The sequence below is a fragment of the Methanocalculus natronophilus genome (assembly GCF_038751955.1).
Classification (GTDB): domain Archaea; phylum Halobacteriota; class Methanomicrobia; order Methanomicrobiales; family Methanocorpusculaceae; genus Methanocalculus; species Methanocalculus natronophilus.
The window spans coordinates 142,100-161,259 of the sequence record NZ_JBCEXH010000001.1; the positions used below are offsets into that span (position 1 = coordinate 142,100).

The following is a 19,160-nucleotide window of genomic DNA, read 5'->3' on the forward strand; positions in this document are numbered from 1 at the left end:
AGGAAAAAGTTTATTGGTCAGGTATCTCCCTCGCCTGGAGAGCAGGGGGATTATACCCTCGCAGGAGGAGTGAGAGCGAGACGATTGTGACAGAGGAGAGAGCCATTGCAAGTCCTGCATATTCGGGCCGGAACGTGACCCCGAAGAACGGGGTGAGGAGACCTGCTGCGATAGGAATGAGGAGAATGTTATAGAAGAAGGCCCAGAAGAGGTTGCCCCGTATCCGTCCCATCACTTTACGCGCAAGCTGGATGGCTGCAGCCGCATCGATCAGATCGTCATGGATAAGGACAACGCCCCCGCTCTCGACTGCAACATCTGTTCCTCCGGAGATTGCAATCCCGACATCGGCCTGTGCAAGAGCCGGGGCATCATTGATCCCATCCCCGATAAATGCAACCACCTCACCCTGCTCCTGGAGCCTGGATACCTCGCCAGCCTTCTCTCCCGGAAGCACACCTGCAAGTATCCGCCTGATACCTGCCCTCTCCCCGATGACCTGGGCGGTGTGCTGGTTATCCCCGGTGATCATGACAACCTGGAGGCCCATATCCTGGAAGACTGAAACCGCAGCAGCTGATGTCGGTTTGAGGGGATCGGTGATCGCAATACAGCCGGCATACCCGCGATTCATGGCAACCAGTACAACAGTCTTCCCGTCAGTTTCGGACCTGACAATCGCACCAAGCGCACTTTTTGGGATCTGGATGGATCGGCTGTCAAAGAGGGCCCTGTTGCCGATGAGAACAGGTACGCCATTGACAGAGCCGCTGATGCCAAGGCCTCCGAAGGTCTCAAAGCCTGTGGCCTCCTGGATGGGTGCCCCTCTTCGTTCTGCTTCGTGCATGATTGCCATGCCAAGGGGGTGAAGAGACTGCTTCTCAACCGAGGCTGCAGATGAGAGGAGTTCTTCCTCAGTGCAGGAGTATGGTATGGTATCGGTCACCACCGGCCTGCCTGCGGTCAGGGTGCCGGTTTTATCAATCGCCACTGTTGTTATTGTCCCTGATCGTTCCAGTACCTCGCCATTTCGTATCAGGATACCAAGTTCTGCGCCACGGCCGACCCCGACGGTGATGGCGGTGGGAGTGGCAAGACCAAGAGCACAGGGGCAGGCAACAACCAGCACAGCAATGAGTGCGGTCACGGCAAAGAGGAGAGGCGATCCAGCGATGAAATACCAGAAGAGAAAGGCAAAAACTGCAATGCTGAGAACGACCGGTATGAAGTAGGAGACGACCCGGTCTGCAATACGCTGGACTTTTGGCCTGCTTGCCTGTGCCTCCCCGACCATCCTGATAATCCGTGCAAGGACCGTATCACTGCCGACACGGGTTGCACAGACAGTCAGTACCCCGGTTGTCGAGATGGTTCCGCCTATAACGGTTGCATCCCTGCTTTTAAAGACCGGGATGGGCTCTCCAGTCACCATGGATTCATCAACATGGCTCTCACCGTCCATGACCACACCATCAACTGGTACCGCCTCTCCCGGCCTGACAACGACGAGATCATAGGGGACAATCTCCTCCAGTGGCACCTCGATCTCTGTCTTCTCCCTGATGACGATCGCCTTCTTTGGCTGAAGGCTGATTAACGCCCTGATGGCTTCGCCAGCCTTTCCTTTTGCCCGTGCCTCAAGATACCTGCCAAGGGTGAGGAAGGCTGTGAGCATGACTGCTGTCTCAAAGAAGATGAAGTCTGCTGAGAGAAAGATGCCAAATGTGCCAAAGACACTGGCTACATACGCTGTTCCGATACCAAGGGAGTACATGACATCCATATCCAGGATACCATGCCTGAGGGAGCGGACTGCGGCAAAAACGATCGGGTATGCCAGGTAGAGGAAGAAGGGGGTTGTGATGAGAAACAGGAGAACCGGCATGGGAAGGGGAAGTGGAGGCTGAAGGTGCATCAGGAGCATGAGAAGAGCCGAAACTGCAAACCCGATGATGGATCTATGAAGTTTATTACGGAGATCGCGGGCAGCCTCCTCCTCATAAAGCCCGGATGCATCATCCCCTTCAAGGCCGGTTGCCTGATAGCCTGCATCACGAACTGCTTGTCTGATGGAATCAACTGTTTGGATGTCTGGATAGAACGCCAGGTGCGCCTGCCCGGTCCCGAGATTGACTGATGCCGCGGAAACCCCGGGAAGGGATTTCAGGGTCTTTTCGATTGCCTGTACACACATTGCACAGGTCATGCCGCTGATACGGAGTGTGAGTTTTTCAGGGACGGGATCAAAGCCTGCTTTTTTAATTGCATCCTCTATCGACTGTATAGTAACCTGATTGGGATCAAATGTGATCCTGAGCTTTTCAGAGGCAGGATTCACTGACGCATGAGAGACGCCATCAAGCACACCAACGGCTTTCTCAATTGTTCCTGCACATGTTGCACAGTGCATCCCGCTGATTCCGAGATCAGCGGTAATGGCGTTTTGTCCATCCATACATATCTCCCGGTGATAGGTAGTTCTGAAAACTTAAAAAGGAGATGGGGAGTATTATGATACGTTATGGGCCATTCAACGTTTTCCAAGGTGGTGATCGAGTTGGAAGAGCCCGCCGGTTGAGTCCCCGATCTTCTCAAGTTTTGCGACGATTTCTGAGGCGTTTGCCTCTTCCTCAACCTGTTCGGAGACAAACCACTGGAGCATGATCTCCGAGGCATAGTCTTTCTGTTTGATTGCTTCTGCCATCATCGTGTTGATCATCTGCGTGACCTTCTGCTCATGGGCATATACCTCCCTGAAAAGGGTAAGCGGATCTTTCCATTCTGCTTTTGGAGCATCTATTGCAGCAAGTTTAACTGTTCCTCCACGCTCGTTGAGATAATCATAGAACTTCATTGCATGCTCAAGTTCCTCCTGTGCCTGAAGGCGAAGCCAGTGGGCAAATCCATTCCATGTCTCTTTGGTGCACCATGCAGACATGGAGAGGTACAGGTACGATGAGTACAGTTCCGCATTGATCTGGTTGTTGATTAGGTCTTCCATCTTATTTCCTATCATGCTATTCACCTCATGTTCATCTGCCGCACTGCGGCAACAGGAGAGGATGTAATTTTTGTATTGTTAAGGGTTTCGATAGCTGAAATTGAATGGATCAGGTGACAGGCAGAAATGGTGACAGGCAGAGCCGGTGGCAGCCGGGGGTCAGGTGATATGCTCTCTTCTCTTCTGACCATGATACGGAATAACAGGTTTTTCCGGGAAGACCGCAGAAAGCCCGGATCCGGATCAGGATTCGGATCCTGCCTGGGCAGGCATCAGAGAGACAATAAAGAATAAAACCATAGAGAACATACTAATATAACCCTTCCGGGCTTGTGGCTTAGCCAGGATAGAGCGTCGGGCTTCTAACCCGAATGTCGGGGGTTCGAATCCCCCCAGGCCCGCTTCTTTTCATTTTGATTGGAGAAGGTGTATACGGATTTAGTCTCTGCGTTGGTATAGCTGCCAACCAGAGGGTGACCAGTATTCTTCATATCCCCATGAAGACGGAGAGACATGCCAATTCTGAGCCAATTATCCGCCCTGGCTGCAAGACTGATGCAGAGCAGGTACTGTCTTCTTTTAAGATTCCAGACAGAATTCATTATTGTTAGACAAAATGATATGGAAAGAAAAGAGGGAGTGTAGGAATACAAAATGGGTGGGGAAGGATATGGCACCTCGCTCAAAAAGTGAGGTCATCAGGGGGAGAGGAGATCCATATCAGGCTTCTGCCACCGACAGGGAGTAGAAGCAGGATCGTTTGTGGAGAATAAAGTGGCTCAGACCTGGATCAGACCCGAATCAAAACCGTTTCAGATCAGGTGGCGAATCTCCTCTTCCGGCAATCCGGTGACCTCTGAGATCTCACTGATGGACATCCCAAATGCCTTCATCCTGCGGAGGAGTGTACGGCGCTCCTTAACAACCCCTTCGGCTATTCCTTCTTCCTTCAGCTCTGCTGTCCATCTTTTGACCTTTTCTTGTAACATGATATCCCCACAAAACGGATTTGGTAGTGGTTTATCTTCATCTGTCTTTAAGGTATTCTCAAAGAATAATGAGAAATCCCGGCGCAATGGATCGAGATCCGGGTTCTTCCTCATCCAAATATTCAGCCGTCTCCCAAGCCGGAAGAGATCCTCACTTCCAGATGACTGCTCAAGGCCAAAGAGGCTGGCTGCAAGGTTTCGTACCTCAACAAGATGATGGACCGATAGCCGGAGTTCGTCAACCACCAGGTATGGCACCGACGGCTTGAACCTGAGCACCGGATCCGGCATCAGGATGCTCGCCCCGATATCATCAGGAACTGTCCATGGTATCTCACCATTGTAGAGCACAACCGGAATGATCCCCGGCAGTGATCCCCTGGATGAAATCTGGCCGGTTCTGATCAGATCCTGCCAGAGGAGTGCCATATATGACATGATCCGAACCGGCATTGTCGGATCAGGTGCTGACTGAAATTCTATTAACAGGTAGATAACCAGAGTCCGGTCACCATACCTGACACTCCAGATGAGGTCATCTTCACGCTCCCTGAGATCGTCGGTCACATAACTGCCATTGCACCGCTTCAGTGTCTGAAAGTCGCAGGCTGAGGCAAAGTCGGGATGAAGAAAGCCGGTAATAAAATCTGCCATCATCTCTTTGTGGCTGAAGAGGCGTTTATACGGGTGATCTGAATCTGAGATGTTGTTCACACTCCAAATGACTCCTGCTGAACCATTGCATCAGTAGCGAAAGGATTATTCTCATTCCATGATGCAGGAATGGAATGCAAAGCACTGATTATGAAGTATTCTGTCAGATCGCGTTATAATGTTCTTGAGCGGAGGGCGAAAGTAAAGATGGCTGAACCTGATCGCGTAGAATCACATATCCAGGTGACGATAGCACCTTCAGGAGATCATTGCCGCTCGCAACAGGCTCACCCGCCATTTTGTTCTTGCGACAAGCTCGCCTGCCTTCCACCACATGCCGGTTGAAGAGAAGCGGGTGAATCTCCTGAAGCTGATAAGAGACCTTTTGACCACTTCATCCGTTATGAGATGGAGGCTGACAACGATACTTAGGAACGGCACTCGCCCGAACTTGCTACTGGCAGTCTGCCAGCCCTATGGCAGAATTGTCAATTGAGTGGCGCTTTCTTAATGGATCCGGATCCAGGCCTTTCCTGAAGAAACGAATGCCTTTTCTGCTTCAAGGTATATCCAGACGTATGCTCACGCCTGAGGATATCGCTGCTGCACGGAAAAGGATAGAACCCTATATTCACAGGACACCGCTTGTCTATTCGCCGACATTTTCCACGATGACCGGGTGCGAGGTGTACCTCAAGCTTGAGACCCTCCAGAAAGCTGGTTCGTTCAAGGTGAGGGGTGCTGTCCATTCGATTCTGCAGAACAGGGAAGCCATCAGTAAAGGCGGCGTGGTTGCTGCATCCGCAGGCAATCATGCACAGGGAGTGGCAATTGCTGCTGGGAGTGCCGGTACCAGGGCAACCATTGTGATGCCTGCTGGATCATCTGTTGCCAAGCAAGAGGCGACACGGGGCTACGGTGCTGAGATCGTCCTTGCAGGGCGAAACCTGGAAGAATCTATCAGGTATGCGGGTGAACTTGAAAAACGAGGCCTCTTTTTTATTCATCCCTATGATGATCCAAATGTAATAGCCGGAGCAGGGACAATCGGGTGTGAGATCCTTTCCGATCTGCCGGGTGTTGATTATGTGATTGTTCCGGTTGGCGGCGGAGGCCTGATTGCTGGTATTGCTACCGCCATCAAAGGAGTTCAGGAGAAGACCCGGATCATCGGTGTCCAGTCAGATGCAAGCGACGCTGCATACCAGGCATTTACCTTTGGCAGCAGGGAGGCGGTCAGCCCCGGCAGGACAATTGCAGATGGGATTGCAGTTCCGGTGCCGGGCAGGGAATCGTTCACCCTGATGAAGAAATATGTTGACTGGATGTATACCGTCACCGAAGAGGAGATGATACAGGCGATACTCCTTCTTCTTGAACGGAAGCACCTGGTCGTGGAAGGGGCGGGCTCGGCGGCACTTGCATTTCTCCTCTCAGGAAAAGCAGTTTTTCCCCCGGCAAGCAGGATTGTGCTGGTGCTCTCGGGAGGCAACATCGATCTCGGGCTCCTCTCCCGGGTGATGCACCAGGCCCAGCTCAGGCGGGATCGGGCGATGTGGATCTCGGTTGTCATCAGCGATTCTCCCGGTTCCCTTGCACGTATGCTTGGAATAATAGCAGATACAGGTGGAAATATTATGGATCTCATCCATAAAAGGGATGAGAAGGGGCTCCACCCGACCGAGATCCGGGTGGAGATCGAGATCGAGACCCGCGGGGCAGATCATCAGCAGAGGATACGATCAATGCTTGCTGGTGCCGGATATGCCCTGAGGTGATCACCTGACCCCTGTGCCGGGAGGAACGTCCCGGTTCGGGATGAGGAGCGCTGCTTCATCGCCTGCCGCAAGGATCATGCCCCTGCTCTCGACACCAAAGATTGTTGCCGGCTCGAGGTTGGTGACGACGACGACAAGGGATCCATTGAGTTGCGCTGGGTCGTGGAACTGGGCGATCCCTGCCACAACCTGCCGCTCTTCGGTGCCGATATCAACCCTCATCTTCAACAGCTTTTTTGAGCCTTTGATGGGATCGGCTGCCAGGATTCTGCCCACCCGGAGATCGAGCTGTGCAAACAGATCGACTGGCACTGTCGGAATCTCTTCTTTCTCCGGCTGTTCCCGCTTCTTTGCCGCCTCTACCCGTGCAGCAAACGTTGATTCAAGAGATTCGTACTGGTCATTCTCAATCCGTGCAAAGAGCGGTTGCGCTTTCTGAAGGGTGACGCCTGAGAGTTGAGTAGTACACTCATCAAGGGTATGATCAGTAAGCGGTGTTGTATAGCCAAGCATCTCCCAGGCCCGCCGGGCGCAGTCGGGCATCACCGGTTCGATCAGGAGACAGAGTGCCTTGACGATCTGCAGGCAGTCGGCAATCACAGCTTCCGCAGCTTCCCTATTGTCCTTTATCAGCTTCCAGGGAGCGTTCTTCTGGATATGGTTGTTGCCAAAGGTCGCCAGCGCCATGATGCCGTCAACTCCGGATTTGAACTCAAATGCACGGAAGGCTTCATCAATTGTTTCCCTGCTCTTCCCGATCTCGTCAAGAATCTCTGCTGCAGGCGGAGTTGCCGGGATACCGCCAAGTTTTGCCTCGGCAAAGTACAGTGACCGGTAGATGAAGTTTCCAAGGGTATTGACGAGTTCGTTGTTCACCCGTTCCTGGAATGCCTTCCAGGAGAAGTTCAGCTCTTTTGTGTGGCTTGTATAGCTGAGGAGATAGTACCGGAGATAGTCTGAGGGGAGGCCGACATCAAGGTAATCCTCGTTTGCCCAGACGACATAGCCGCGTGATTTTGAGAATTTCTGGTCCTCAACTTTCAGCATGCCTGATGCGACGACGGCATCGGGGGTCCCATACCCTGCCGCATGGAGGAGGGCTGGCCAGAAGATACAGTGGTGGTAGATGATATCTGATCCGATGAAGTGCGTCACGTCCCCATCGCCGCACCAGTACTGCGTCCAGTCGGCATTGTGGCTCTCTGCCCACTCTTCGGTAAACGAGATGTAGCCGATTGGCGCATCAACCCAGACATAGACGACGAGATCCTCGTTTCCAGGGAAGCGGACACCCCACTCCAGGGTGCGTGTGATGCACCAGTCGCGAAGCTCGTTCTCGATCCAGCCGATGGCATAGTTCCGGGCATTGATCGTTCCTTTCAAATTGGGGAGATAATCCAGGAGATAATCCTGGAATCTGCTCAGCCTGAAGAAATAATGCTCCTGTTGCCGCATCTCTGCCCTGGTATGGCAGGTGGTGCAGGTGGGGTTTTCGATCTCGCCTGGTTCAAGGTGTCGGCCGCATCCCTGGTCGCATTCATCCCCGCGGGCGTGTTTGCCGCAGTGGGGGCAGTCTCCTTCGACATACCGATCGGGGAGGAATCGTTCACAGGAGGTGCAGTAGCTCTGGCTGACGATCTCCGAGTAGACATAGCCGGCATCGGTCAGCCTGTTGATGATCGATTGTGTCCGTGCGTGGTTGGTTTCGTTGTCCGTCATCCCGAAGTGATCGAAGATGACACCCATCCGTTCGAAGGTTTCCTTAAAATGGGTATGGTAACGCTCGGATAGTTCACGGGGGGTTGTGCCGGCTTCTTCTGCAGAGACGACGATCGGTGTCCCATGGTTGTCTGAACCGCAGATAAAGAGGACATCTTCACCGGCCCGCCGGAGATACCGGACATAGCAGTCTGCGGGCACATACGTCCTCAGGTGCCCGATGTGGCATAATCCATTGGTATACGGAAGACCACAGGTGACCAGTTTCGGTTTGCCACTCATCGTTATGCTTTTTGCACCCGGATCGTATAAATACAGTGTGAGTTATGGCGAAGCGAATGATGATCCCTGTACGCGGACTCGGATCCGCGGTTTCTCCACCGTCCGTCTCCGCTCTTGCAGCATGGGCTGGTGAACGCGCAGGGATTGGCGGTGACCTGGTCACCTACTACCTGACAGAGACACTCAGGCCACAGAAAGAGATCGATCTGCCTGCAGCGGGAGGGTGGTTTTACCATGAGCGTGCTGCTGCAGCCTGTCTCCCTGATGCGCCGGCAGATGATATACTAGAGGATATCCGGACTGTTTTGTCGATGAAGAGGGACTGCTGGTGGTCCCTGCCGTCAGCTGCCGCACTCTGTGATGATCCGGATGAAGACCAGGTGATGGCATACCGGCAGGTTCTCAGGATGATGCGGGATGCAGGAGTCTATGGCCATGTCATTCTCTCTGCCCAGGTGCCGACCTCTCTTGAGCTTGAACTGATCAATGGCAGGCGTGCATTCTGGTACCTGCCTGTACCAACTGAGCAGGGCCTGGAAAAAGTGCTTGAGGTTCAGAGGGATATTGCAGTGCCGCCTTCACGGCTCCCGCTCCTGCAGGAGCTGATGGGATCCTATTCGGTCCGGAAGGTGATCGTGGTGGATGCGGGCGAAGCCGATCTCAGGCAGGCTCTGGAGCTTGTGGATGCAGATAATATCATGACCGGAGGGTTTGCACCGGCAGAGAACCGCACCCGGTACTGGAGTGCTCTGGTTGCCGGGTCGTACATCCCAAGGTAAGTGGGAATCCGAGGCACGTGAGAATCCAGGGCCAGTGGGGAGCCAGAGCACGTGGGGATCCAGGGCAAAAGAGGGATCAGAAAGTCACGTCACCGGCTTTCATCCTTGAGACTGAGGGTTTCGGCCACATTCACGAACTGATCGAAGTGGGCTGTCCTCCCAAGGAGGGAGAAGGATATTTTGTCCCTGAATGTGAAGGGAAATGTCCCGCCGGAAGCGTTTGGGTGGCCTCCGCCGCCAAACTCGGCGGCGATGAGATGGGAGACCGGCGGAACTGACCTGAGAGAGAAACGGCCGTTGTCAGAGACGATAACCTCAATATCGGTATTAAATGAATCCCGGATGGCAGCTGCTGTTTCGCTTGGATAGTTGTAGAGAGGTGCAAAGGCGATTCGAAACCGCCCTTCCCTGACTTTTGTCTTCCTGATGCTCTTTGCGACAGCCAGGTTTCGTTCTGTTTCAATGGCGTGGTACGTTGTCCTGATCCAGTCGTCTGAAAAGATGCCTGCTTCCAGGCGGTCCCGGAGCGGCCGGAGGTTTTTGTTGATGGATCCGATCTGGCCAAGGACTGCGGATCTCGGATCGGTATGGTTCCAGAGATCATAGTCGCAGACGACCTTCGCAATCTCAACAGATACCGGATCGTCGGCTGCAATTGCCCGGGCGACAAGCCCGCAACCGCAGGTGGAGGTGTCGATGGTGAGTTCCCCGGTATACTTTCTGATCTCGTCGATCTCGTTCTGTTTCCAGCGATGGTGGTCGCGCCAGATAATCTGCCAGCCGGCTTTTTTTGCGCGGCGGGCAGCCTCGTCGACTCCTTTCTGGTACCCGAGATCCGAGATGGAGATGATATTGCCCCTGCCGGGGATGTTTGCCAGCGTATTGAGGTTTTTGACAAACCTGCCGACCGGCGAGAAGATGGTAAAGACCTCGTCATGGCCATAGACACGCCTGTGGATTGCATCTGCTCCGGCAGCGTCAAGGTCGTTGTGCGTCAGGTGGATGATCTCCGGCATCCGTTCCCGCACCCGCTCCTCAAGGGTTGGCCCCTGCTTCTTTTCTCCTCTGCCTGCACTGCCAAAAGGCCATCTCATGGATATGTATCTGTTCCATTGCGTGATAAATGGGGGCGGTGGCGGTGAGGGGGGAGGGATGGGAGGTGAGATCAGGTGTCACCAGCTGTATTGTTATGTGGGCAATTGTAAGATTTCTCAGGAAGAAGTAAATTTACTGAGGCTGATGAATGGTTATGGCAGAAGTAAAAAATGATATTAATGATATACTCTTTCTCCTTCAGAAGATTGAAAGTATCATAGACACCCGGCTCATTGGAGAGATTGAGCCGGATGATGATGAGATTAGCCTGATTGCCGGGTACCAGGAGCGAAAGAAGAAAGGGACTCTGGTGCTCCATGAAATATAGGGTTTTCCTAGAGAATCGGGCAAAACGAGAACTTGAATTAATTGATGAGCCCGATCATCAGTATATAAACAATAGCATATAAACAATAAACTACAACAATTAAAGGAAGGATTCGCTCCCGATCTGGATATTCGAAAATTAAAAGGGATAAAGAATACATACCGACTTCGAGTAGGAAGCTGGCGAATAATCTTTGAGCTCGGCCCGGACTATCAGATTGTTATAATTGGAATACGACCCGGAAAAAGCGCGTATAGAGATTATTAGCTCATGTTTAGCTCATGTGCCGGGATTGATTTTTTTTCTTTATACTCCTGTGATTCTGAAAAGAGAGCAATATCCAAAGTCCAAGGTAAATATTGAGACGACAAGAATTAAAAGGGCATTCCTGACTGCTTTCTTATCACAATAGAGCAAAAGCGGATGTATTAAATAGAGATCTGGCGTATATTGTAATCCCAAAGCCTCAGTAGCTCAGACTGGGAGAGCGCCAGACTGAAGATCTGGTTGTCCCCGGTTCAAATCCGGGCTGGGGCATCCCAATTTTAAGTTCAATGCGTTTTTATGCAATCGTAACCTGAATATAGGTGTATGATCCCGCCAGTCTCACCCACCAGAGCAGATTCTCTGTCAGTTTTTCAAATGCGCCTTTTTCTTTGAAAATTGAGATCAAAAGTATATTTCCACTGGAACCACTGTTTTTCATCAACATCGAAGCGATTTAAGCCACTTTTCATAACTCACCCATACTTTGTGTATCAGATGCACGGATATGTGCGGGTTTATGAGGGAATACACCGCTATTGAGGCGTGGGTTTGTAGGAATTGCTAGCATGAAGTATCCCCCTTTGAACCGATAGAACCATTGAATACATAGAAGCAACAATATAAAAATCGGCAAGGATTGGGATAGACCAGGAGCGGTATTACCGCTATCCCGCCTTCCAATAGGTATGTATCCTTTTTCCCAATAATTATGAAGAGCCCTTTAATATCGCTTTGATTGTATCCGCTTTATCTTTTGAACGATTACGAACAGTGTTTTTTAATTTTGTTTTATCGAGAATTTCACCAGTAGGATTTTTCCCATGTGCATTATTATGGCAAAATCCACAAAGAACAATCAAATTGCTATAAACGTTATTATCTCGCTTCCAATCAATGTGATGCACTTCTTGGGCTGGGTTTTTACATCCTCGAAACTCACAAACCATCACTTTATTTTTTATCTTATTTCTCTTGGTTTGGGTTAGATTGGAAGTTTTTTTAGGCTTATTAGCTTTACTATCCCATACCAAAGATTCAAAAAAATCTGAGGAGTCAGAAGGTGTTTTTTTACGAGCCATTAATAATCAAACCGTATCTTATTTTTTTCGTTTCTTGGAAGAACCAGCACCATCAAAAAACTTCTCAAAATCCGTCTTTTTTCTCCCATCTCCTGTTGAGGCTTTTCTAACCATTCCTTTTATCGTTTTAGGCTCCTTCCACATTTAAATCCCCAATAAATTTTATATGTGTTGCTTTATTTTCATTCATATTGAATATTTCGGAGAGGTTTTAAGACAAAATAAGCAACCATAGGTAACGTAACAAACCTTGTTTAAAAAAAAGATTGGCATTCTGGAAAGAAAGCAATTGATGATTTGTGCGACTTCTTTGCCATAATATCACTCCATACACTTACCGGGATCACAATTGCCGAGACCGGGGTGTATGGCGAGGGGGCGAGGTTTGAGATAACTGTGCCGGGTGGTGTCTGGCGGAGGGGTGGGGACGAAACCAACTGAATATCAGGTACAATCCTGAGGTACAATCCTGAGGTAAATCCCACTATTGTCTGGAGAGACTGAACCTGCATCAGACAAAACCCGGCTGTATCAATCATGCTGTATCAATCATATGCGAGTAACGCTTATGTACGAGTAAACCGAAAGCAAATTCTTGAAAAGGGGGGGGCAGGCTGATGAAGAAACCCGGGGTTTTTTTCATAACCATCATTCTCCTCATTGCAACAGCAGGCATGGGGGTCTACATGGCAGCACTGGATATTACGGTGAGACATCCGCATGAGAGAACAGTGGTTGACGTTGTGGAGATGTACGATGAGGCCACTGAGCAGTTGACCCTCCAGCAATACAAGGCTGCCATCGCCAGATATGACAGGCCGCTCCAGATAAACAATAATGATCCCATGGCATGGAACAACAGGGGCGTTATGATGAGTAGACTCGGCAGGTACGAGTCTGCCATCGCATCATATGACAGAGCGATCGAGCTAGATCCCGGTTATTTCTTTATATGGTCCAACAGGGCTGTTGCGCTCGAGAGACTGGGCAGGTACGAAGCTGCCATTGCATCATATGAAAAAGCACTCGAGCTTGAACCGGATCATGTACATGCATGGAAACACCGGGCTGGCTTGCTTCTTGGCCTCGAACGCTACGAGGATGCCGTTGCATCATATGACAGCTATATCAGACATGATCCTGATGATGCAGACGTCTGGGTCGGCCGGGGCGATGCACTGACAGAGCTTGGCCAGACTGCAGATGCAATAGCATCCTACAACAGGGCGCTGGCAATAGATCCAGACCACGCCTGTGCCCGGGATAAACGGGGTCGTCTGCTCGACGAACTCAGGTGAGCTATGGATGCTGTAGCACGATTATGCCTGAAGAGCCTGAAAGAAACCTGAGGGCATCAATGCACTAATACGGAGCAGTAAACCATTAAGGAGCATCCGGCTCAGAAGAATGCCTGCGAGGCTGTAGTCATAGCATCAATACGAGAGGCCGGGCAGGCAAAGATGGAGAATTTCAGTTTCCTTAGCCCGTAATATCTCCATCTGCATCCCCCGCCATTTGGAGACACCACTACCTTTATGGTCTGATACTCCCATCTCCGTGCATTATGGCACTATTCATCGTCCTTGGGAAACTGACCGATCAGGCTATTGCAAAGTTGAAGGAAGCAAGGGCAAGGGATGAGAAGGCAAAAGAGCAGATCGAGCAGGCAGGAGGGGTGCTGCATGGCCTGTATTACACGTTTGGCCGGTATGACTTCGTCGCTGTCATCGAACTACCATCCCCGGAGATACTCGCAGATGTCATCATCAACATCAGCCAGTGGGGTACCGTCAGCACCGAATCCCTGACAGCGCTCCTTCCCGAACAGGTCTATGATATGACAAAGTAAGCGGGAAGCACGCGTAACCGGCATTGCTGAAAAGACCGGATAATTGGGAAGACGCACAAAGTATCGCCATGAAACCATTCTGAAGAGGAATGTCAGGATCCGGCACCGGCATTTCTCTGTCTCCACAATTTCTATTGTATTTCCATTTGCCATTTCAACTGGAGATCCAGCCTGATTACGAAACTATATCAGAAGAATGCATCATATACAGACTAAAGAATCGAAGGTATGACAGCAATCGATAACAGGTTCAGGCTTCTTGGGTATATCGCCATCACAAGGGAAGCAACAGTATATGATATTTCGAAGGTGTTGAGCCTCGATTCGGCATATGTCCACCGAATGGTCAAAAAACTGGTGGATGAAGGCCTTCTGATCAGGTGTGATCCCATCCGGAACGAGAAGGGTGCACCCACAAAGCCGATCCGCCTGACACTGCATGGATTGCAGGAGATTTTTTGCCATGCTCTCTCAGCTGCCAGGAAGAGCAAAAACCCCTATCATACAGATACGACCGGGGAACTCCGGGTTGGGACAAGAACGATCCGATCCATGATCGCCCATAACCAGGATCTCCATCCCGCCCTGCATGCATATCTCTGTCTCTTTGATACCTGTGCAGAAGAGTTCTTTCAACCCGAACCTGAGCAGGAGGAGGCATATCAGAACGTCCGCTGGGTATCCACCCTGACGATGATGATCGAGGCACTGGTTACTGCCCTGCCACCAGGAACGCACAGCCAGTTTGGTTCAGCAGCCCTGGACAATGGGGGATTGGGGCATCCATCAGAGAGGAAATCGGGGGATGCCACCACAGGCAGGGAGACAGGCAGGGACACAGAGACGAGCACCATGACCGATTTCGATGCAGATTCGTTTGGAGCAGATCTCTTTCTGGAGATGGAGAGGGTGGTATTGGCAATCTCCAGACATGCAGAATCAGAAGGAAGAGGAACCCATATCCTTCAGTACTTCTCAGATGAGATCCTCCCTCTCTGCAAGCCATTTGAAGACGCAATTACTGCCAGGATCATGGAATATGAAAAACGGGCTGCACATCTCCAGCAGATCCGCCATCAGCTTGCACTCATTGACGCCGGTTCATTTGAATGCAGTGGGAAGACCACCAGCCATGAGATGTCTGCCCAGGCAAAACGCTCATGATGCCGCTCTTTTCCAAAATAAAGATCTATTCATCTTCATTCTTCTCATAGTGTTTCCTCAGAAACTTCCTGACCAGCTCTGATTCAAGCAATCCCTGATCAAGCTGGTCGATGATGGCATCAATCCTCTTCACCTCTTCGATGACCCGCTCCATCTCCTTTCCCCCGCGAGAAAAAAAATTGAGAACCCACAGAAAATGTGCCGGTCAGCAGATTAAATCCAACACCAGACCGCGGTAGGAAGCAGGCATCCCCTGATGGTGATTGTTGGGATACGTCATGGTCATTTTCATGGAGCCAGAAACCTTATGATGCCGGGGCGAGATAGGAAAGCAGCCATGCCAACAGATAGCATGGCGACAGGAGGCGAGACCATGAAACGGATACTACTATCCCTCATACTCATCGGCCTTGCCGTGATCTCGTGTGGAGCAGCACTCGAGGTTGATGCACTGGCTGATGAGTACAATACAGGAGATACCTTTGAGATCTCCGGAACCACCAATCTTGCTGCAGGAAACGAACTGATCGTGACAGTTGTATCGCTCTCTTTTGCACCGACAGTAAAGGAGACGCCTGCAGGTTTTACCGGGACAGCCGGAAAAACGACAGTCGTTGAAGGAGTGGAGGAGAATACCTGGTCATTTACCGTTGATACAACCGACTTTATCCCGGATGACTATATGGTAACGGTTGAAGCAATCGAGCCGGATATTGCTGCACACACTACCTTCACCCTGCTTGAGGCACCACCACCCACCCCTGAGCCGACACCTGAACCGACACCGGAGCCGACACCAACACCTGAACCTGAGCCTGAACCACCAGTGACTCCTGGTTTTGGGGTTTTCGCTGCAGCAGCCGGGATTGCGTTTGCACTGATGGCAATCAGGAGACAGTAAAAAAGCCGCTTTGAGAGAGGATTCATCCAAGGATCGCTATGACACCTGCACCGGCAACCATGATAATCGCGCCAGTAATCCTGCCCAGTCCCGATTGCTCCCCAAAGAAAAGTATCCCAAAGACGACAGAGAAGACGATGGCAAGTCGCTTGATACTGATCACATACGGAACAATCGCATGGGTATAGGCGAGGTTTATCATCACAATCTCAAGAGCCAGGATGAGGCCGACAAGAGGATACGCAAGCATGAGCAGAGAGGGTGAAGAACAAAAAACAGATCCCTTCACCCCCTTTCTCCGATTGTCAAAAATAGTGAGAGCCAGAAAGGCTGTCGCAAGAAGGGTGAAGACTATCATTGAGCCAAAGAATGGATCAGAGTTTTCCACCACCTGTTTATCGAAGTTGACAGATATCGAGAAGAGAAACGCAACCGCAAGCATCGACTGGACACCGCGATCATGCCTGAGCCTCTGAAAGGGCGTGGCAAGTGTTGCACAGCGGTTTTCACCGGGATCAAGATGGAGAATATAGGCTCCAGACGCCACGAGCAGCATCCCGACAGCCCCGCCTGTTGTTGGGATCTCACCCAGGATCAGAAAGGACGTCACAAGCAGAAAAACAGGTGTGAAGGCAAGCATCGGGATACAGAGTGAGAGATCGCTTCTGGTGAGAGCCCGGTACAGCAGGATTGTCGCAAGGATATTAATCATGACCGTGCCCGAGATGGCAGGGAAGAGGCCGGGCCCAAGCGGGGGAATCCCCAGTGCCAGAATCACAATACCAAGAAAAAACGATGCAGCAAGAAACGAAAAACCTGCAAGCGGGTACAGCCGCTCCTCTGTAAGCAGGCGTTTGACCATTCCTGCGTATACTGCCTGGGATACAGCCCCGCCAAGAGCAAACAGAAACCAGAGCATCGCACACCCCGGATAGAGAGGGGATGTACTGCCGTACCAATTGAATGCATTGGTTCTACCAGGGGAGCATGCCTTGAGAGCGGAGAAAGAGCAGCATCAGGCATACAGCAGAAAGGGTGTATCCAGCCGGATAAAACCCGCTGATCCTCAAAAAAAAGCAGGATATCAGGTCAGGCGTACGCAACGAGCCTGATACCCATCTTCTTCTCGATCTCCTGGATCTGCATGAGATCGGCTTCAGATAGCGGTGCAACCGGGGTCGGCTTCTCATGAGCCAGAAGAACAACACCAAGCTCATCCTCAAGGTGTGCAATCCGTGAGATGGCTGCTGGTTCCAGGTGGGCATATGCTGTACATACCATACTATCACCATCCCCTACTAGTGTCATGACAAATATATACTTAACTATAAATTTAATTTTACCTATAGAAAATTCCCTGATGTACATGAGCAGGCTCCAACTGATTTCCCAGGAAACGGGGACGCAACAGAGCAGATCCTGATTCATTTGTTTCACTTTTTTTGAAAAAAAAGCCACAATAACCCTTTAGAAAGCCAGACGAGATGAAAGCCGTGTATCTGCACCCCATCCACCCTCTTTTTTTTGGATCTGCTGATGGACAGGCTTATAAAACAAGAGGTGTAATCAGGCAGCTATCCAATGGCAATCCAGTTTTCAATCCTGACCCCTCTCCTGTTCATGTTGTCTCTTTTATTTGTGAGCATCGGATTTCTACTCCGCAATACCTGGGACAGGGAGCTGAAGCTGCCTATCACCCTCTTCTTCGTATTTGCTGCCATCTGGTGTGCGGGAGACGCAGTATTCTACATATTTACTGACGCAGAATTCCAGCTTGCCGCAACAACCATATCCTTCATCGGGATTGCCTTAATTCCCGTTGCATTGTTTCTGATAGCCTTTGCATACGCCGGTATGGGCCCGTTCTTTACCCTGAGAAAAAAACTTGCACTCTTCATTATTCCAGGTATAACCATCATGCTGGTTGCAACAAACAGTCTCCATTATCTCTTTTACTCCGGAGTAACCAGGCAGTATCTGTTTGGCACTGTCATCTGGGAAGTCTCATATGGACCACTCTACCCAATCCACATCATCTATTCATTCTTCCTGGTTGCAACCTCAATTGGTATCCTCCTCTACACCTACACAAACAGCAGTGGTCTTATCCGGCGCCAGATATCCTGGCTTTTTCTTGGAATACTCGTTCCTCTCACAATCAATATACTCCATATCCTCCGGATCGATCCCCATCCGGGCCTGGACTGGACACCGTTTGCCCTTATCTTCACAGCAGGCATTCTTGTCAGCGGCCATGCCCGTATCAGGCTCTTCTCTATTGTCCCCCTTGCACGCGACAGGATCATCGAATCTATGGAAGATGGGATTATCGTCCTTGATCGGGATTATCGGATCATTGACATGAACAAATCCGCCACACTGACAGTTGGCGAGACATTCAGGGACGTGGAAGGGACTGATGGAACAGCCATCCTCAACCGGTGGGGATCCCCTGACCCAAAAAAGCAATCCGTGCTGGTTCACCGAAAAATCGACAACAGGACATTTGAGGTGCGTTCCCACCGGCTCAGGGATAAAATCGGTAATGAATACGGGGTAATCATCTTTATTCGGGATATAACAGAGGTATACCGGGCACGGAAAAGCCTTGAGGAGGCAAACAAAAAACTCAACCTCCTCTCCTCAATCACCCGGCACGATATCCTGAACCAGATTACTGCAATTCTTGGGTATGGATCGTTAATCCGGGAAGAACTCCCCGATGATCCCGAGATACAGAACTACATGAGCAGACTCAATGCTGCGGTCAGGACGATACAGCGCCAGATCTCATTCACCGCAGACTATGAAAACCTCGGTATGGCTGATCCGGTCTGGCAGCATGCAGAGACGGTCATCCACCGTGCCATGCAGGAGACAGATACCGGATCCATTCCAATAGAGGTGAAGACAGGTAATCTTGAGATCTATTCCGATCCCCTCTTCTTCAAGGTCTTTGCAAACCTTTTTCAGAACACCATCCACCATGCAGAGGGAGCAGCAAAGATCACCATCTGGTTTGAAAAACGTGGAGACGACGGCGTGCTGGTTGTCGAAGATGACGGTATCGGCATCCCTGAGAATATGAAAGAGAGGATATTCACCCATATCCGTGGAAGCAAGATGGGGCTTGGCCTCTTTCTCATTCGCGAGATCCTCTCGATCACAGGCATGGGCATTCAGGAGACGGGCACCTATGGAGAAGGTGCCCGTTTTGAGATTTTTATTCCTGAAGATACATTCCGGAATGCACCAGAGAAGACTGGCTTTTAGCA

Annotated in this window: 20 protein-coding genes and 2 tRNA genes; 11 read left to right on the plus strand and 11 right to left on the minus strand. The window is 50.8% G+C overall.

Translation table 11 applies throughout. The features are described 5' to 3' along the window. Window positions 1–10 precede the first annotated feature (10 nt). Window positions 11–2,455, minus strand: a complete 2,445-nt coding sequence (locus ABCO64_RS00705) for a heavy metal translocating P-type ATPase (RefSeq protein ID WP_253458561.1) — start codon at window positions 2,453–2,455, stop codon at window positions 11–13. Window positions 2,456–2,530: 75 nt separating this feature from the next. Continuing rightward, a complete protein-coding gene (locus ABCO64_RS00710; RefSeq protein WP_253458564.1) occupies window positions 2,531–3,016 on the minus strand; it encodes a ferritin in 486 nt (161 codons plus the stop codon). Between the two features lie 111 nt (window positions 3,017–3,127). Here ABCO64_RS00710 and ABCO64_RS00715 point away from each other — a divergent pair, with 111 nt between their 5' ends. Then, a complete protein-coding gene (locus ABCO64_RS00715) occupies window positions 3,128–3,295 on the plus strand; it encodes a hypothetical protein (RefSeq protein ID WP_343089165.1) in 168 nt (55 codons plus the stop codon). A 32-nt stretch (window positions 3,296–3,327) separates the two neighbouring features. Next, window positions 3,328–3,402: transfer RNA gene (locus ABCO64_RS00720), tRNA-Arg, on the plus strand. Window positions 3,403–3,813: 411 nt separating this feature from the next. On the opposite strand, the gene ABCO64_RS00725 is transcribed toward ABCO64_RS00720, so the two are convergent. Both ABCO64_RS00725 and ABCO64_RS00730 read right to left on the minus strand, forming a co-directional pair. Further along, window positions 3,814–4,704 (minus strand): Rpn family recombination-promoting nuclease/putative transposase, encoded by an 891-nt coding sequence (locus ABCO64_RS00725; protein ID WP_253458570.1) that lies wholly within the window; start codon window positions 4,702–4,704, stop codon window positions 3,814–3,816. Between the two features lie 198 nt (window positions 4,705–4,902). Next, complete coding sequence (locus tag ABCO64_RS00730; RefSeq protein ID WP_253458573.1) at window positions 4,903–5,085, minus strand: hypothetical protein; 183 nt, start codon at window positions 5,083–5,085, stop codon at window positions 4,903–4,905. 137 nt (window positions 5,086–5,222) lie between these two features. Here ABCO64_RS00730 and ilvA point away from each other — a divergent pair, with 137 nt between their 5' ends. Then, window positions 5,223–6,422, plus strand: coding sequence for a threonine ammonia-lyase (gene ilvA / locus ABCO64_RS00735; protein WP_253458576.1), 1,200 nt, complete (start codon window positions 5,223–5,225; stop codon window positions 6,420–6,422). Here ilvA and metG read toward each other — a convergent pair whose 3' ends face one another. Then, a complete protein-coding gene (gene metG, locus ABCO64_RS00740; protein ID WP_253458579.1) occupies window positions 6,423–8,423 on the minus strand; it encodes a methionine--tRNA ligase in 2,001 nt (666 codons plus the stop codon). 56 nt (window positions 8,424–8,479) lie between these two features. Here metG and ABCO64_RS00745 point away from each other — a divergent pair, with 56 nt between their 5' ends. Next, window positions 8,480–9,202: a type III secretion system chaperone family protein gene (locus ABCO64_RS00745; protein WP_253458582.1), complete on the plus strand. Its 723-nt coding sequence runs from the start codon at window positions 8,480–8,482 to the stop codon at window positions 9,200–9,202. Window positions 9,203–9,291: 89 nt separating this feature from the next. Here ABCO64_RS00745 and ABCO64_RS00750 read toward each other — a convergent pair whose 3' ends face one another. Beyond that, window positions 9,292–10,296 carry a DHH family phosphoesterase gene (locus ABCO64_RS00750; RefSeq protein ID WP_253458584.1) on the minus strand — a complete coding sequence of 335 codons (1,005 nt, stop codon included), beginning with the start codon at window positions 10,294–10,296 and terminating at the stop codon, window positions 9,292–9,294. A gap of 155 nt (window positions 10,297–10,451) precedes the next feature. Between ABCO64_RS00750 and ABCO64_RS00755 the strand changes: the two genes are divergently transcribed. Then, the gene (locus ABCO64_RS00755; RefSeq protein ID WP_253458586.1) at window positions 10,452–10,625 is read left to right on the plus strand and encodes a hypothetical protein; all 174 of its coding nucleotides are present in this window, start codon (window positions 10,452–10,454) and stop codon (window positions 10,623–10,625) included. Window positions 10,626–11,088: 463 nt separating this feature from the next. Beyond that, window positions 11,089–11,162, plus strand: a tRNA-Phe gene (locus ABCO64_RS00760). A gap of 437 nt (window positions 11,163–11,599) precedes the next feature. Here ABCO64_RS00760 and ABCO64_RS00765 read toward each other — a convergent pair. Next, window positions 11,600–11,971, minus strand: coding sequence for an HNH endonuclease signature motif containing protein (locus tag ABCO64_RS00765; RefSeq protein ID WP_343089166.1), 372 nt, complete (start codon window positions 11,969–11,971; stop codon window positions 11,600–11,602). Window positions 11,972–11,989: 18 nt separating this feature from the next. Next, complete coding sequence (locus ABCO64_RS00770; RefSeq protein ID WP_256472477.1) at window positions 11,990–12,115, minus strand: hypothetical protein; 126 nt, start codon at window positions 12,113–12,115, stop codon at window positions 11,990–11,992. 473 nt (window positions 12,116–12,588) lie between these two features. On the opposite strand from ABCO64_RS00770, the gene ABCO64_RS00775 reads away from it, so the two are divergent. The 3 genes from ABCO64_RS00775 to ABCO64_RS00785 all read left to right on the plus strand — a co-directional run bounded on the left by ABCO64_RS00775 (window position 12,589) and on the right by ABCO64_RS00785 (window position 14,984). Continuing rightward, complete coding sequence (locus tag ABCO64_RS00775; RefSeq protein WP_253457400.1) at window positions 12,589–13,269, plus strand: tetratricopeptide repeat protein; 681 nt, start codon at window positions 12,589–12,591, stop codon at window positions 13,267–13,269. Between the two features lie 266 nt (window positions 13,270–13,535). Then, a complete protein-coding gene (locus ABCO64_RS00780) occupies window positions 13,536–13,820 on the plus strand; it encodes a GYD domain-containing protein (RefSeq protein WP_253457403.1) in 285 nt (94 codons plus the stop codon). Between the two features lie 228 nt (window positions 13,821–14,048). Beyond that, window positions 14,049–14,984 carry a MarR family transcriptional regulator gene (locus ABCO64_RS00785; RefSeq protein WP_253457407.1) on the plus strand — a complete coding sequence of 312 codons (936 nt, stop codon included), beginning with the start codon at window positions 14,049–14,051 and terminating at the stop codon, window positions 14,982–14,984. 25 nt (window positions 14,985–15,009) lie between these two features. Here ABCO64_RS00785 and ABCO64_RS00790 read toward each other — a convergent pair whose 3' ends face one another. Next, window positions 15,010–15,138 (minus strand): hypothetical protein, encoded by a 129-nt coding sequence (locus tag ABCO64_RS00790; protein WP_256472478.1) that lies wholly within the window; start codon window positions 15,136–15,138, stop codon window positions 15,010–15,012. Between the two features lie 183 nt (window positions 15,139–15,321). Here ABCO64_RS00790 and ABCO64_RS00795 point away from each other — a divergent pair, with 183 nt between their 5' ends. Then, complete coding sequence (locus ABCO64_RS00795; protein WP_253457409.1) at window positions 15,322–15,885, plus strand: hypothetical protein; 564 nt, start codon at window positions 15,322–15,324, stop codon at window positions 15,883–15,885. 22 nt (window positions 15,886–15,907) lie between these two features. Here the strand turns inward: ABCO64_RS00795 and ABCO64_RS00800 are convergent, their stop codons facing one another. Both ABCO64_RS00800 and ABCO64_RS00805 read right to left on the minus strand, forming a co-directional pair. Continuing rightward, on the minus strand, window positions 15,908–16,804 hold the full coding sequence (locus ABCO64_RS00800; protein WP_253457412.1) for an EamA family transporter: 897 nt from the start codon (window positions 16,802–16,804) through the stop codon (window positions 15,908–15,910). A gap of 170 nt (window positions 16,805–16,974) precedes the next feature. Further along, window positions 16,975–17,166 (minus strand): hypothetical protein, encoded by a 192-nt coding sequence (locus ABCO64_RS00805; RefSeq protein ID WP_253457415.1) that lies wholly within the window; start codon window positions 17,164–17,166, stop codon window positions 16,975–16,977. A 339-nt stretch (window positions 17,167–17,505) separates the two neighbouring features. On the opposite strand from ABCO64_RS00805, the gene ABCO64_RS00810 reads away from it, so the two are divergent. Then, window positions 17,506–19,158, plus strand: coding sequence for a histidine kinase N-terminal 7TM domain-containing protein (locus ABCO64_RS00810; protein WP_253457418.1), 1,653 nt, complete (start codon window positions 17,506–17,508; stop codon window positions 19,156–19,158). The last annotated feature ends 2 nt before the right edge of the window (window positions 19,159–19,160 follow it).